General features: G+C 62.5%; 10 protein-coding genes. 7 read left to right on the plus strand and 3 right to left on the minus strand.

All coding sequences use genetic code 11. The features are described from left to right. The first annotated feature begins 248 nt into the window (after positions 1-248). Complete coding sequence (locus KVH01_RS10635; protein WP_217881385.1) at positions 249-5,147, plus strand: alpha-2-macroglobulin family protein; 4,899 nt, start codon at positions 249-251, stop codon at positions 5,145-5,147. 137 nt (positions 5,148-5,284) lie between these two features. Here KVH01_RS10635 and KVH01_RS10640 read toward each other — a convergent pair whose 3' ends face one another. Further along, on the minus strand, positions 5,285-5,578 hold the full coding sequence (locus tag KVH01_RS10640; protein WP_043049487.1) for a hypothetical protein: 294 nt from the start codon (positions 5,576-5,578) through the stop codon (positions 5,285-5,287). Between the two features lie 91 nt (positions 5,579-5,669). On the opposite strand from KVH01_RS10640, the gene pbpC reads away from it, so the two are divergent. From pbpC to KVH01_RS10670, 6 genes are all read left to right on the plus strand, one after another. After that, complete coding sequence (pbpC, locus tag KVH01_RS10645; RefSeq protein ID WP_217881386.1) at positions 5,670-8,000, plus strand: peptidoglycan glycosyltransferase PbpC; 2,331 nt, start codon at positions 5,670-5,672, stop codon at positions 7,998-8,000. 93 nt (positions 8,001-8,093) lie between these two features. Beyond that, on the plus strand, positions 8,094-8,402 hold the full coding sequence (locus KVH01_RS10650; RefSeq protein ID WP_217881387.1) for a MazG-like family protein: 309 nt from the start codon (positions 8,094-8,096) through the stop codon (positions 8,400-8,402). Beyond that, entirely contained in the window at positions 8,395-9,144 is a 750-nt protein-coding gene (locus KVH01_RS10655) for a methyltransferase domain-containing protein (RefSeq protein ID WP_217881388.1), read from the plus strand. The genes KVH01_RS10650 and KVH01_RS10655 overlap by 8 nt, the downstream gene beginning before the upstream one ends. 24 nt (positions 9,145-9,168) lie before the next feature. Further along, positions 9,169-9,771, plus strand: a complete 603-nt coding sequence (locus KVH01_RS10660) for a DUF4136 domain-containing protein (RefSeq protein ID WP_217881389.1) — start codon at positions 9,169-9,171, stop codon at positions 9,769-9,771. Between the two features lie 44 nt (positions 9,772-9,815). After that, on the plus strand, positions 9,816-10,373 hold the full coding sequence (locus KVH01_RS10665; RefSeq protein WP_034117535.1) for a DUF4136 domain-containing protein: 558 nt from the start codon (positions 9,816-9,818) through the stop codon (positions 10,371-10,373). Between the two features lie 216 nt (positions 10,374-10,589). Beyond that, positions 10,590-12,536 (plus strand): pilus assembly protein TadG-related protein, encoded by a 1,947-nt coding sequence (locus KVH01_RS10670; protein WP_217881390.1) that lies wholly within the window; start codon positions 10,590-10,592, stop codon positions 12,534-12,536. On the opposite strand, the gene KVH01_RS10675 is transcribed toward KVH01_RS10670, so the two are convergent. Beyond that, positions 12,521-15,259 carry an ATP-binding protein gene (locus tag KVH01_RS10675; RefSeq protein WP_217881391.1) on the minus strand — a complete coding sequence of 913 codons (2,739 nt, stop codon included), beginning with the start codon at positions 15,257-15,259 and terminating at the stop codon, positions 12,521-12,523. The two genes, KVH01_RS10670 and KVH01_RS10675, sit on opposite strands and share 16 nt — an antisense overlap. After that, entirely contained in the window at positions 15,256-15,693 is a 438-nt protein-coding gene (locus KVH01_RS10680; protein ID WP_046070734.1) for a TadE/TadG family type IV pilus assembly protein, read from the minus strand. The genes KVH01_RS10675 and KVH01_RS10680 overlap by 4 nt, the downstream gene beginning before the upstream one ends. Positions 15,694-15,738 lie beyond the last annotated feature (45 nt).

The following is a 15,738-nucleotide window of genomic DNA, read 5'->3' on the forward strand; positions in this document are numbered from 1 at the left end:
GATTCAATGTGGGAGGGGGCTTGCTCCCGATAGCGGTGTGTCAGTCACTAATATTCTGACTGATCCACTGCCATCGGGAGCAAGCCCCCTCCCACATTTTGATCTCCAGTGGCTGTGGGGTTTGGTTTAGTCTGGAAGGCACCCAGAACCAACCCTCCCTCCGTCGGTCAATGTGATCAGCGCCACAGCGGCTTGGCCTGCGCTGATATATAGTTCACCCCTCGGTTCCCTCTGACTATGAGTGCCCCATGCTTAACAAAGGACTGTTCCTCGCTTGCGCGCTGGCCCTGCTGAGCGCCTGTGATTCTTCCGATAAACCCGCTGCACCGTCGGCTCCCCCCGCGCCAAGCGTGGCGCCTGCACCTGCCAAGGCGGCGGTGGACGTGGCGGCGTTGAAGCAGCGCTATGCCGGGCGCGAGTTAAGCGTGGTGGACGTGTCCGAAGTGCAGTTGGAAGGGGCGAGCACCTTATCGGTGAGCTTTTCCATTCCCCTGGACCCTGAGCAGAAATTTGCCGATAAATTGCACTTGGTGGACAGCAAGTCCGGCAAGGTCGATGGCGCCTGGGAGCTTTCCGACAATTTGATGGAGCTGCGCCTGCGTCACCTGGAGCCGCAGCGCAAGCTGGTGCTGACAGTGGACGCCGGGTTGAAGGCGGTCAACGACAACCAGCTCGCCGCCGAATACACCGCCCGCCTGGAAACCCGCGACCTGCAAGCCACCGTCGGCTTCGCCAGCCGGGGTACGCTGCTGCCGACGCGCCTGGCCGAGGGCCTGCCGGTGATCGCGCTGAATGTCGACAAGATCGACGTCGAATTCTTCCGTATCAAGCCTGAATCCCTGCCGTCGTTCCTGGCGCAGTGGGGGCGCAATACCAGCCTGCAAAGCTATGAGTCCCGGGAACTGCTGCCCATGGCCGACCTGGTCTACGGCGGGCGCTTCGACTTGAACCCGGCGCGCAATACCCGCGAAACCCTGTTGCTGCCGATCGCCGGTCTCAAGCAGTTGCAGCAGCCGGGCGTGTACCTGGCGGTGATGCGTGCTTCGGGCACCTACAACTATTCGCAACCGGCCACGCTGTTTACCTTGAGCGATATTGGCCTGTCGGTGCACCGCTATGCCAATCGTCTGGATGTGTTTACCCAGGCGTTGGAAGGCGGCAAGGCGCTGAACGGCGTCGAGCTGGAAATCCTCGATGCCGAAGGCCGCGTGCTCGGCCAGGGCAAGACCGAAGACGGTGGACACGCTGAGCTGGCGCTGCCGAAAAAAGCCCAGGTGCTGCTGGCCAAGCAGGGTGAACAGACCAGCCTGTTACGCCTGGACAGCGCCGCGCTGGACCTCGCCGAGTTCGATATCGGTGGGCAACCGTCCCATCCGTTGCAATTCTTTGTGTTCGGCCCGCGTGACCTGTATCGCCCCGGCGAAACCGTGCTGCTTAATGCGTTGTTGCGCGACAAGGATGGCAACGCGGTCAAGCCGCAGCCGGTGAGTGTCGAAGTCCGCCGACCGGATGAACAGGTAAGCCGCAAATTCGTATGGGAGGCCGATGCCTCCGGCCTCTATCAATACCCGCTGCAACTGGCCTCTGAGGCACCGACCGGGCGCTGGCAGCTGGTGTTCGACCTGGGCGATGGCAAGCCGCAGCTGTATGAGTTCCTCGTCGAAGATTTCCTGCCCGAACGCCTGGCTCTGGAACTCAAGGGCAGTGACACGGCGCTGAGCCCGGCGGATAACGCGGTTATCCAGGTCAACGGTCGTTATCTGTATGGCGCGCCGGCATCCGGCAATCGGGTCAGCGGCCAGGTCTATGTGCGCCCGCTGCGTGAAGCGGTCAAGGCCCTGCCTGGCTACCAGTTCGGCTCCGTCACCGAAGAAGAGCTGAGCCAGGATTTCGAGTTGGACGAAAGCGTACTCGACGCCAACGGCGAGGAGGCGCTGACTCTGGAAAGCAAATGGACCGAGGCCAAGTCGCCGCTTCAATTGATCGTGCAAGCCAGCCTGCAAGAGTCGGGCGGGCGGCCGATCACGCGGCGCCTGGTGCAGCCGATCTGGCCGGCCGAGCAATTGCCGGGCCTGCGCGGGTTGTTTGACGGCAAGGAAACCAATGGCGATGGCCCGGTGGAATTTGAAGTGCTGGTGGCCAACCAGGACGGGCAGAAACTCGCCGCCCAAGGCCTCAAGGTGCGCCTGGTGCGCGAGCGCCGTGACTACTACTGGAACTACTCCGACAACGATGGCTGGAGCTACCACTACAACGAGAAATTCCTCAACCTCGACGAGCAGACCCTGGACATCAAGGCTGGCGACACCGCCAAGGTCAGCTTCCAGGTGGAGTGGGGCCCTTACCGCGTAGAGGTTGAAGACCCGCAGACCGGCCTGGTCAGCAGCGTGCGCTTCTGGGCCGGCTACCAGGCCCAGGACAACACCGAAGGTGGCGCCGTGCGCCCCGACCAGGTCAAGCTGGCACTGGATAAACCCGCTTATGGCGACGGCGATACCGCCAACGTCACCGTCACCCCGCCGGCTGCCGGTAAGGGCTACCTGCTGGTGGAATCTGCCGAAGGCCCGCTGTGGTGGCAGGAAATCGACGTGCCGGCCGAAGGCAAGAGCTTTGCGGTCAAGCTCGACCCGAAATGGTCGCGCCATGATCTGTATGTGAGCGCCCTGGTGATCCGTCCCGGCGAGCGCAAAGCCAATATCACCCCCAAGCGCGCCGTGGGCCTGTTGCACCTGCCGCTGGACCGCACCCAGCGCAAGCTCGGCCTGACCCTCACCGCGCCGGAAAAAATGCGCCCCAAACAACCGCTGACGGTAAAGATCGCTGCCAGGAATGCCGATGGCAGCGTACCGAAACAGGTGCATGTGCTGCTGGCGGCGGTGGACGTGGGCATTCTCAATATCACCGAATATCCCACGCCCGATCCCTACTCCAGCCTGTTCGGCCGCAAAGCCTATGGTGTCGATCAGTTCGACATCTACGGCCAACTGATCGAAGCCGGCCAGGGGCGCCTGGCCAGCCTGGCGTTTGGTGGCGACGCGGCATTGGCCAAGGGCGGCAAGCGCCCGGACACCAGCGTGACCATCGTCGCCCTGCAAAGCGCGCCGGTGACACTGAACGAAAAAGGCGAGGGCGAAGTCAGCGTCAACATCCCCGACTTCAACGGTGAACTGCGCCTGATGGCCCAGGCCTGGAGCGATGATCGCTACGGCATGGCCGAAGGCAAGACGGTGATCGCCGCACCGCTGATCGCCGAATTGTCGGCGCCGCGCTTCCTCGCGGGAGGCGACCAGACCACCCTGGCCCTGGATCTCTCCAACCTGTCGGGCAAGGCGCAGAAGCTCGATGTGCAATTGACCGCCGAAGGGCAGTTGGAGCTGGTCAACGGCGGCGCGCAAGCGGTTGAACTCAAGCAAGGCCAGCGCACCACCCTGCGCATCCCGGTGAAAGCCTGGGGCGGTCTGGGCCAGGGCAAAATCAAGGTCAGCGTGAACGGCCTGGACCTGCCGGGGGAAAACCTGCCGCCATTCAGTCGCGAATGGACCTTGGGCGTGCGCCCAGCGTATCCGGCGCTGCTCAAGCACTACCGCGCAGTGCTCAAGGATCAGCCATGGAGCCTGCCCGCCGGTACGCTGGACCAGTTCGATGCCTCCGGGCGCGAAGCGCTGTTGAGCCTGTCGAGCCGTCCACCGTTGAACCTGGGAGCACAGATCAGCGCACTCAAGGCCTACCCTTATGGTTGCCTGGAGCAAACCGCCAGTGGCCTGTACCCGTCGTTGTATGCCGATGACGCGCTGCTCAAGCGCCTGAGCATCAAGGGCGAGCCGGATGCCGAGCGCAAGCGCAAGATCGAGTTGGGCATCGAGCGCCTGCTGGGCATGCAACGCTACAACGGCAGCTTCGGTTTGTGGGGCGCCGACGGCGAGGAGGAATATTGGCTGACGGCGTACGTGACCGACTTCCTGCTGCGCGCCCGCGACCAGGGCTTTGCCGTACCGCCTGAAGCCTTGAAGAAGGCCAGCGAGCGCCTGTTGCGGTATGTGCAGGAGCGCAACCTGATCGAAGTCGACTACAGCGACAACGCCGAGCACACGCGGTTTGCCGTGCAGGCTTACGCCGGCATGGTGCTGGCGCGCAGTCAGCAGGCGCCGTTGGGAGCGTTGCGCAGCCTGTTCGAGCGGCGCAGCGATGCGCGCTCAGGGTTGCCGCTGGTGCAGTTGGCCATCGCCTTGCAGAAAATGGGCGATCAACCGCGTGCGGATCAGGCGTTGCTGGCTGGCTTGGCGGCACAGCGCAGTAGCAAAGAATGGCTGGCCGATTATGGCAGCCCGTTGCGTGACCAGGCGATGATCCTGGCATTGCTGGAAGAAAATGACTTGGCCAAGGGCCAACGCGAAGAGCGTTTGTTCACCCTGTCGGACCAGTTGGCCGCCAGCCCGTATCTATCGACCCAGGAGCGTAATTCCCTGTTCCTCGCCGGGCGTCTCGGGTTTGCCAGACCGGAAGCCAACTGGCAGGTGTTGCTCACCGGCAGCGGCGGGGCGCATGAGTTGAATAACCAGCAATCGACCCTGGCGTTGGAGGGCAAGCTGCTGTCCAGCGACCTGGCCTTGAACAATCAGGGTGAAGCGCCGGTGTATCAGCAATTGACGATCTCGGGTTATCCACAAGTGCCGCCGGCTGCCGGTGGCGAAAACCTGAGTATCCGCCGCGAATACCTGGGCATGGACGGCCAGCCGCTCAACCTGCGTAGCCTCGCCAGCGGCGACCTGGTGCTGGTGCACCTGGCCGTCAGCGCCAAGCAGCGTGTGCCGGATGCCCTGGTGGTGGACCTGCTGCCCGCCGGCCTGGAACTGGAAAACCAGAACCTGGCCCAAAGCGCCGCCAGCCTGGAAAACGCCAGCAGCCAGGTGAAGCAATGGCGCGAGTCGATGCAGAATGCCTCGCTCAAGCATCAGGAGTTCAGGGATGACCGTTATGTGGCGGCCATGAGTCTGGATGGCTATGGCACCACGCACTTGTTGTACCTGGCGCGTGCGGTGACACCGGGAACCTACCGCGTGCCGCCGCCGCAGGTGGAGTCGATGTATCGACCGAACTGGCAGGCGGTGGGTGAGACGCCGGGAGATATGGTGATCAAGGGCCGCTGATCGCTGAATGTGAAATGGGACTACTGTGGGAGGGGGCTTGCTCCCGATAGCGGTGGATCAGTCAAAACATTATTGGCTGACACTCAGCTATCGGGAGCAAGCCCCCTCCCACAGGGGGACTGGGGCTGTCAGATAAATCAGTGCACAACCCAACTGAGCAGCCACAGGCCCAGCAGCAGCCAGATGATGCCCATGATGATCGAGGCCCGCATGAAGGCGCGTACCGCCGAGTACAGCAAGAGCAGGCCGACGATCAGGGTGATGATGCTGATGATCGAGGTGTCCATGCCCAAGGTGCGCGACAGGCCATCGATAAAGTTGCCGCCGGCGTGGGTCAAGGCCCCGAACAACCCGCTCAGTCCGTCGACGATAAACCGGATGACGGAGCCGAGCGCCTGGCCCAACCATTCGAAAAAGCTTTCTACCTGCATGTGCGTGTCCTGAATAAGAAGGTGGGCGTGACTGTGCCTTTGGTCGTTATTGCCACAGGCTAGTTCCCTACAAGCATAGAGGTTTGCCCGCTTGAATTTGCGTTTTGTTGCCCGCTGGACCCTGGCGAGCCTGCTGTTGGTGATTGCCTTGCTGTGGCTGGCTGATCGGATCTGGCCATTGCCCTTGCCCCAGGACGACCTGGCCCGGGTGGTGCTGGCCGAGGATGGCACACCACTGTGGCGGTTTGCCGATGCCAATGGGGTGTGGCGCTATCCGGTGCGTACCAGCGAAGTGTCGCCGTATTATCTCGATGCATTGCTCACTTACGAAGACCGCTGGTTCTACCAGCATCCCGGGGTCAACCCGTTGGCGCTGGTACGGGCGACGTGGCAAAACCTCACAGGTGCACGGGTGGTCTCCGGCGGCAGCACCCTGTCGATGCAAGTCGCACGTTTGCTCGACCCGCATTCGCGCACCCTGCACGGCAAGTTGCGTCAGCTGTGGCGCACTGCGCAGTTGGAATGGCACCTGTCCAAGGACGAAATCCTCAACCTGTACCTGAACCGTGCGCCCTTCGGCGGTACGTTGCAGGGTGTGGCCGCGGCGAGTTGGGCGTACCTGGGCAAGTCGCCGTCCCAACTGACCCACGCCGAAGCTGCGTTGCTCGCAGTATTGCCCCAGGCGCCGAGTCGCTTGCGCCCGGATCGGCATCCGCAGCGCGCCCAGGAGGCCCGCGACAAGGTGCTGCGCCGCCTCGCCGAGTTCAAGGTATGGCCGCAATCGGCGGTCGATGAAGCCCTGGAAGAACCGCTGCTGCTCGCCCCGCGCCTGGAACCGAGCCTGGCGCCATTACTCGCACGCCGCCTCAACCGTCCGGACAGCCCGCCGCTGATCCGCACCACCCTGGATGCCACCTTGCAACGGCGTCTCGAAGACTTGCTGCTGGGCTGGCGCGCACGGCTGCCGGAGCACACCTCGGCAGCGATTTTGGTGGTCGAGGAAGAAAGCATGGCGGTGCGCGCCTACCTGGGCTCGGTGGATATCAACGACACCAAGCGCTTCGGCCATGTGGACATGATCAGCGCGCTGCGCTCGCCCGGCTCCACGTTGAAACCCTTCCTGTATGGCATGGCCCTGGACGATGGTCTGATCCACTCCGAGTCGCTGTTGCAGGACGTGCCGAGGCGTTATGGCGATTACCGGCCGGGAAATTTTTCCATGGGCTTTACCGGGGCCGTGCCGGCGAGCACGGCGCTGTCCAGCTCGTTGAACCTACCGGCGGTGCAATTGTTGGAAGCCTACGGGCCCAAGCGTTTTGCCGCACAGATGCGCATCGGCGGCATGCCGTTGGCGCTGCCGGCGCTGGCCGAGCCAAACCTGGCGCTGATCCTCGGTGGCGCGGGCAGTCGCCTGGAAGACCTGGTGAGCGGCTACAGCGCCTTGGCCCGTGACGGCAAGAGCGCCACCCTGCGACTGCAGCCGGACGATACGCTCAGGGAGCGGCCATTGCTTTCACCCGGGGCGGCCTGGATTGTGCGGCGCATCCTCAGCGGCCAGGCACGGCCCGACCGCGACCCGCGAGCGGAGCTGGTGCAACGCCCGGTGCTGGCGTGGAAAACCGGCACCAGCTATGGCTTTCGCGATGCCTGGGCAATTGGCGTGGGCCCGCGTTATTTGATCGGTGTATGGATTGGCCGTCCGGACGGCACACCGGTTCCGGGCCAGTTCGGCCTCGCATCGGCAGCGCCGTTGATGTTGCAGGTCCATGACGTACTGACCAATCGTGACAGCCAGCGCGGCATCAGTGCGCCGGTCAAACCGGTGCCGGCGAATATCGGCGTGGCAGCGATCTGTTGGCCCATGGGCCAGCCCATGGCCCGCAGCGACCCCAATTGCCGGCGTCAGCGGTTTGCCTGGACCCTGGACAACACCACGCCGCCGACCTTGCAGGCACTGGACCAACCCTTGAGCGTGGGCTTGATGGAAAGCATCTGGGTCAACGCCAAGGGTTTGAGGGTCGACGCCCATTGTCCTGGCGCACAGGTCAAAAACATTGCCCTGTGGCCGGCGCCGCTGGAGCCCTGGTTGCTAAGGGCCGAACGCCGTGAAGCACGCATCCCGGCGCCTGACCCGGACTGCCCGCCACCGGCGCTGGCCGCGTCGTCGCCGTTGTCCATCGTCGGCGTACGCGAAGGCGACCAACTGCGCTTGCCGGCTGCCAGCCAACAAACCCTGCGCCTGAAAATCTCCGCCCTGGGCGGCAGTGGTCGGCGTTGGTGGTTCCTCAATGGCGCGCCGTTGGGTGATAGCGCCAATCAGGACAGTATCAATGCCAGTTTCGAGCGATTGGGCCGCTATCAGCTAAGCGTTCTGGATGAGGCTGGGCAAACCGCCAGGCTTGAGTTCAGCGTTGTTGATTAGGCTTCATCGGGGGCAAGCCTTGAGCACACCACCGCTATTCACTTGCCTTCGCTCTCCATCCCCCTGAAGCTATACCCATTCAGGAGTCCCCCAATGAACCTCGAACACCTCACCGAGCGCCTGCACCGCATCCGCGATACCAACGACTGGAAGCAATTCCACAGCCCGAAAAACCTGGCCATGGCCGCCAGCGTGGAAATGGCCGAGCTGGTGGAAATCTTCCAATGGCTTACCGAAGACCAGTCCCGCCAGCTTCCCGCCGACAAACTCGCCCACGCGGGCCAGGAAGTCGGCGATATCGTGTTGTACCTGCTGTTGCTGTGCAGTGAACTGGGCCTGGATATGAACGAAGTCGTGCGCGCCAAGCTGGCCGACAGCGAACGGCGGTTTGCCCATGGGTGATCGTCATTTCGACCAGTTGGCCACGCGTTTCGCCGAAAAAATCTACGGCGGTGCCAAGGGCGCGATTCGCCTGGCGGTGCTCCAGGCCGACCTGGCCGAAGCCTTGCCACAGCGCCCGTTGCGCGTGCTGGATATCGGCGCGGGCCTGGGGCATATGTCACTGTGGCTGGCCGAGCGTGGCCATCAGGTAACCTTGGCCGAGCCCGCCGCACCGATGCTTGAAGGCGCGCGCCAGCGCTTTGCCGACGCCGGCCAGACCGCGACGTTTATCCATGCGCCCTGGCAAGACTTGCCCGGCCAGCTCACCGAGCCTTACGATCTGGTGCTGTGCCATGCCGTGCTGGAATGGCTGGCCGAACCCCACGCCATATTGCCGGTGCTGCACCAATTGACGCTGCCCGGCGGCTGGTTGTCCCTGGCGTTCTACAACCGTGATGCGTTGATCTACCGCAACCTGCTCAAAGGCCACTTCCGCAAAATGCGCAAGAACGACATGGCCGGTGAAAAGCAGAGCCTTACGCCGCAACAGCCCCTCGACCCACGGGAGCTGGCGGCGCAACTCGAAGGGATGTGGCAGGTCGAAAGCCAAAGTGGCGTGCGGGTGTTTCACGACTATATGCCGATGGAGTTCCAGGCCCGCGCCGATTTGCAGGATTTATTGGAGATGGAGCTCGCTCACCGTCGTCACCCAAGCTTTGCCGGACTTGGGCGTTATTTGCACTGGGTCTGCCGTCCGGTTTAAGCGGCCCAGCCTGCGGAGGTCGAAATGCGTCGTCTCTGTTTGATCCTGTTATCGCTCGGTCTGGGGGCTTGCTCCAGCCCCAACCCCTATGTCGCCACGTCGGCACCGATGCCGCCGGCCCCGGCCCAGGCGGCCACTACTTTTGATGCCAGTGCCTACCCGGCGCCCGCGCGCGACTATGGCGCCTACCGCAGCTGGGGCTGGCTCAACGGCCAATTGCCCGCGGGCACGGCCTGGGCCGATTCGGCGCAGATTGCCGAAGCGGTCAGCGGCGCCCTCGACCAGCGCGGCCTGCGCCCCTTGCATGACAAGCGTGCACCCGACTTGTTGGTGAGCGCCGATGTACGCCTGGAGAAACGCCTGCGCCAGGTGCGGGACGACTATGGCTACGGTTACGGCGGCTATAACCGCTACGGCAACGGCTATGGCATGTACAACAGCGTGCCCGTGGTGCGCACCTATGAAGTGACGGTGGCAGTGGCGCGTATCAGCCTGTTCGACGCCCGCACCCGCCAGCCGGTGTGGAGCACCAGCGCGGAAACCACCAGCCAGGGCAGCCTGAGCGAACGCGCCGACAGCTTGCGCAAGGCGATGCAGAAAGCAATGGCTGCCTATCCGCCCAGTTAGCAGCTATTCTCATTTCAGGCTCACGTTGTTTTTGGAGAAGTGCCATGTTTCGTCGTATCGCTGCACTTGCTGTCGTTGTGTTGCTGGGCGGTTGCCAGAGCAACCAGGTCAATCACGATTTCGACGCCAGCCGAGACTTCGGCGCCTACCGCAATTGGGCCTGGAAAGACCCGGCATTGCAGTACCGCCCGGATGATCCGCGAATCAAGAGCGACCTTACCGAGCAACGCATCCGCCAAGCCGTGGGCGAACAGCTTGACCAGCGCGGCCTGCGCCCCGCAGCGGCCGGCACCAAGGCGGACCTGAATGTGCAGGCCTACCTGATCGTCGAAGACCGCCAGCAACAAGTCACCACCAACTATGGCGGCGCCTGGGGCGGACCCTGGAATGGCTACTGGGGCGCACCGATGTACAACGAGACACGCAACATCACCTACAAAGTGGCAACCATCCAGATCGACCTGCTCGACGGCAAGGACGGCAAGTTGGTTTGGCGCGGCAGCGACGAGCAAATGATGGCCAGCACGCCTAATCCAGAGGACCGCAGCAAGGCTATCCGCAGCACTGTGACCAAGATTCTCTCCAACTACCCGCCGCACTGATTACCCCCTGTAGGAGCGAGCTTGCTCGCGAAAAACGTCAACGATAACGCGTGCTTCCTGAATCACCGTGGCGCCTGTGAGTTTTTCGCGAGCAAGCTCGCTCCTACAGCATTAGGGCATCTCCGCCAGTCGCCAATGTGGCGAGTTGCCAGCAACCTGCCTGTCCCTTGTCTACACTCCAATGCAACCCCGGTGAGTTAGCGCAGGAGTGCTTCGATGTCTCCCCGATTCGGTTCCAGGCAGCGTGGGGCAATTGGCTTGATGACGGCAGGCACCTTGGCGCTGGCCCTGGTGTTTACGTTGCTGGCGGTCGACAGCGGGCGTTTGTACCTGGAAAAACGCAAGCTGCAGTCGGTCGCCGATACGTCGGCGCTGGAAGCGGCTGGCCTCGGTGGCCAATGCGGCACCAACACTACGGCCAACGCTTATGCCGCGCAAAATGCCTCGCGTAACGGTTTCGTGGTCGGCAATGGCCGCACTCTGGCCGTGACGTGCGGCACCCTGGCGACCAATGCCGCCAACACCCGCGTGTTTACCGCAGATGCTACCAAGAGCGACGCGATTCGCGTGGTGGTCTCCCACACCGTGATGACCAGCATCGCCAACGGCTTGTGGAACCTGTTCAGTGGTGCGCCGCTCACGCCGCAACTCAACCTGAGCGCTACTGCCGTAGCGGCTACACCGCCGCCGGTAGCGCAACTGACAATCCGCAGCAGCCTGGCCAGCGTCGACTCAAGTAAATCCCCCCTGCTTAATCTGGTCATGGGTAACCTGCTCGGCGGCAGCCTGTCGCTCACGGCGGCGAGTTGGAACGGCTTGCTGCAGACCAACGTCAACCTGCTCGGTTACCTCGACCAGTTGGCGATCGACCTGAACGTGAAGGCCGGCGATTACGATGCGCTACTCAGCACGGCCGTCTCCGCCACCCAGTTGATCGACGCCGCGGTGAAGGTCTTGCAGAAAAATGGCGCGGCGGTCACCGCGGTTATCAACGACGTGATTTCGATAGAAGCCATTGCGCCAAACACCAAGCTGTTGACGGTGGGCGACCTGATTGATATCGCCACCGGCACCCCGACGGCGGCGCTGAATTCCAATGTGCAACTGTTTCAGTTGCTCGAAGCAGTGGCGCAGTTATCCAGCAGCAAGAACGCCGTGAGTGCGGCGGCGCAGCTCGCTATTCCGCTGGTGGGCAATGTGTCGATCCAGACCAAAGTCATTGAGCCGCCGCAGTTGTCGGCCATTGGCAACCCGGCGCTGGCGAAGAAGGGCTTGTCGAATAACCCGCCGACCGATCAGATCTTTGTGCGCACCGCACAAGTGCGTACGTTGGTGTCTATTCAGCTGCCTGTGTTGAATGGCATTAATGGGCTGACGTCTGCGGTTTCCGCCATCACCACGCCGGTGACAGGTGTCGTGAATAACCTGTTGCATTTGAATTTGGTGAGCCTGCTGGATCCAGTGTTGTGCCTGATTTTGAAGCCTTGTGATCACACCGATGTTCAGTTGTTGAGCGGCCTGGATATCAATATCGAGGTGGCCAGCGCGAGAAGCCATGTTACGGATTTCAATTGTGCGAGCAATGCGGCGAAATCACTGACTGTTCAGGTTGAGACTGCGCTTGCGGATGTTTCTGTAGGAAAAGTGGATGCAGCGCAGGCCTTTTCCTCCGCAGTAAAATCCCAAGTGAATCCTGTAGCCCTCGTGGATATTGGCGTACAGACCTGCAAGGGGATATTTGGCTGTGGTCCACGCAAGGCAGGCGTAGGCGGTAGCTTATCCCTATCCGTCGTCCATGCGACCGTGGGAGGGACGAGTCAAAGTCTGCTGTTTTCTCCGGTCAACGACATGAATCTGGCGCCCACCTACAAGTCTGTTCCTCCCTCGACAGAGGTGGTCAAAGGGCTGGTCAATACCTTGGGGGCGATCCAGGTAAATTATGTTGCCCCAACCGGCAGTGCCCCTGGCGGCATCCTACCGGCGGTGTCGGGCTTACTCGCGACCATTACCAATACGCTGGTAACCGCGATCAAGAACATTTTGTCGCCAGTGCTCGACCCGATTGTGGATGGCCTGTTAAGTGCACTGGGCATCAACCTCGGCAACGCCGAAGTCGGTGCCAACCTCACCTGCCACATGGGGCGGGCTTACCTGGTGATTTGATCCGGTACGATGGGCAACTCCACGCAAAATTTCGCGCCTGCCTCGCCATTGCTGACGCTCAGGCGTCCGCCCATGTTTTCCACGATCCCATAGCTTACCGAAAGCCCCAGCCCGGTGCCGACACCAATTGGCTTGGTGGTGAAGAACGGTTCGAAAATCCGCTCCAGCAAGCGCGGGTCAATCCCGCCGGCATTGTCTTCGACCCAGATGCGTACGTGGCGACCGTCATGTTCGCTGTGCAGCGCAATCCAGGGGCGCAGTCCGGGGGTCTTTTCGCGTTGGCTGAGCAACGCGTCGCGGGCGTTGACCATCAGGTTGATCAGCACCTGTTCCAATTGGTCAACATAGCCTTTGACCTGCACCGAGAAGTCCGCAGGGCTGATGCGTACTTCCACGCCTTTGCCGCGCAGGCCCTCACTGAGCAGGGCCAAGGTGCCCTCCAGCGCCTGCGCCGGGTCGAAGGGTTGCTGTTCGATTTCCGAGCGGCGGCCGAAGACGCGCATATGGTCGACCACCCGTGCCGCGCGTTGCACCTGGGCGTCGATGCGCTGGAGTTTTTCCGTGAGGTAATCCACTTGTACATCGCCATTGCCCAGGCGCTTGAGCACGTTGACGACGGCCATGTGCATCACGTTCAGCGGCTGGTTGATTTCATGGGCCAGGCCGGTGGCCATTTCGCCGAGGGTGGCCATTTTTGCGCTTTGGGTCAGTTGTTGCTGGGAGCGACGCACTTCGGTGTTGTCGCGGCCCACGGCCTGCACTTCCAATAAGGTGCCGTGTTGGTCAAATACGCCACGGTCCGACCACACCCACCAGGCATGTTCACGCCCGGGCAGTTGCAGGCTGATTTCAGCCGTGCTCACCGGGAATTCCGGGGTCAGCCGCGCAATGCGCTGCACAAAGGCGGCGCGCTGTTCATCCGACAGCCATTGGCCCAGGTCGACGCCGGGCAGTTGGGCGGGCAGGCATTCCAGGTAGTTGGCCAACGGGGTGTTGCCGAAGGTCAGGATCAGGTCGGGGCGGTAGCGGCAGATCATTGCCGGCGAGTCTTCCACCAGGATGCGATAGCGCTCCTCACTCTGACGCACCTGTTCGGCGGCCAGGGTCGCCTCGGTCACGTCCAGCCACAAGCCTACGGCCTCTACCGGCAGGCCGAGGTCGTCGCGCAACAGTTTGGCTTCGTCGAGCAGCCAGTGGTAGTGGCCTTGTTTGTCACGCAGCCGATAGCGGCTGCGCACGTTGCCTTCGCGCAGCAATTGGCGAGTGCGTTCAAAGTAGAGTTCGCGGTCGTCGGGGTGGATCAGCGCCGCCAGGGTGTCGAGGTTGCAGTCGGCCAGGGTCCAGCCCAGCAGTGGTAGCAGGCTGTCGCTGAAAAACGCCGGATGCAGCGCGCCGTTGACGTAGCGCTGTACATAGATCACCGCCGGTGAGCTGGCGATCAGGTTGTCCAGGCGCGCATGGGCAGCGGCGGCTTGCAGTTGCTGATTTTTGATGTCGCTGATGTCGAGCATGAAACCGATCCAGCGCCGCTCATTCCCGACTCCCAGCACTTGCCCCTGTATGCGGTACCAGAGGGGCGCCTGCTCGGCCTCCGTACGCTGCAGACGCACGCTGGTCAGCAAGGGTTTGCCCAAGGCTTGCAGGTCTTGCAGGCGGCTGTTGAGGGCTTGGCGGTCGGCCGGGTGGATCAGTTCGAGCCAGGTGGCGAGAGCCTGGCGGGTGGGGCTTTGCTCCAGGTTCAGACTGCGCAGCAACTGTGGCGCCAGTTGGATTTCCTGGGTGGCGGGCAACAATTCCCACCAGCCGGTACCGAGCAGGCCTTGCAGGGCTTCCAGCCGTTCCAGTTGCTGGTGATGACGCTGTTCACGCAGGCGACTGAGCAGCGGGGCGGCGAGGGCCGCACACAAGTTGAGCCAATCGCGCTCGCGGGTGTGTTGCGCCTGGCCACTGTAGAAGCCACACAGCAACCACGCCGCGACGCCCTGGCTGTCGCGGTAAGGCACCAGGAAGCCATCGGCATTGCCAAACACGCTGCGCAGGCGCGGGTTGTCACTGCGGCCCTGGGCAATGTCCAGGCTCAGCGGCGTGTTGCCGTTGATGCTGTCCAGGCTGGTGCCCAAGTGTTGCCCGGTTTGCCACAGGGCCGGCGCATCATGGGCGGCATATTGACTGTAGATGCGCCAGCCTTGGTTCTCCTCGTCGAGCAGCGCCATGGCCACGCACGGCATGCGCCAGCGCTGAGCGACGGTGCGCAGGTGCTCGTTGAACACCTGGGGCAGGCGGTTGAGGCTGCAGACGCGCAATTGTTCGTTCATCAGGCCGGCGATCTGATGGTTCTGTTCGCGCTGCTGTTCCAATGCCCGGTCGGCCAGCAGGTCAGTAATATCCAGCAAGTGCAGGGCCCAGCCGTCGCCCTCGGGCTCCATCCAGCCGCGGGTATGCAGGACCTGGCCGCCGGCACCCTGAAAGTCCAGGTCCAGGCCGTGGCGTTGCCATTGCTGCGGTGTGCCCTCGACACTCAATGCGCTGTTGGCGCACAGCAAGGCGTGCAACGGCGGGGTGTTTGTGTGGGTGAAGTGCTGGGTGAGCAAGGGTTGCAAGGTGCCGGCGATGCTCAGCACCTGGCCCAGGTTGTCCAGTTGCAGGTGCAGGCCCAGCGCGGTCATGGCCGGCGCGCTGTGGCGCCCGCGCAGGCGCGCGAACAATTTATCCCCTGCCGTCAAAACTGCAGGCTCGAGGTGGCGGTTAGGTTGGCGGGCAGGTTCGGTACGCTGCCAACCCCGGGCAATACCAAGGCCGGTAGCACCGCTTTGATATTGGCCGAGGGGTAGGTGATTTTTACCGTCAGCAAATTATTGGTGTAGGTGGCGGTGATGTAGCCGGGCAAGAACTTCAACGAGCCGGGGATCCAGTTCAATTGAGCCTGCGCCGCATCCTTGGCGCGCTGTACCACCAGTGCCGAATAGCCTGCGGTACTTGGATCCAGGGACACACTGCGGCGCACACCCTCCGCCGCCGCCTGATGAAAGGACTGCATCAACAGCAGCGGCAAGCTGTAGCTGAGCATGCCGTAGAACACCGCAAAGAAGATCACGAAGACCAAGGCAAACTCGATGGCCGCCGCACCTTTTTGCTTTCTCGGGAAGCCTGATTTCATGACTGCGTCTACCCTGAGGCGAGTACCTGATATCAGCATAGAATC

The organism is Pseudomonas khavaziana, assembly GCF_019145205.1.
In the GTDB taxonomy this organism is placed as follows: Bacteria; Pseudomonadota; Gammaproteobacteria; order Pseudomonadales; family Pseudomonadaceae; genus Aquipseudomonas; species Aquipseudomonas khavaziana.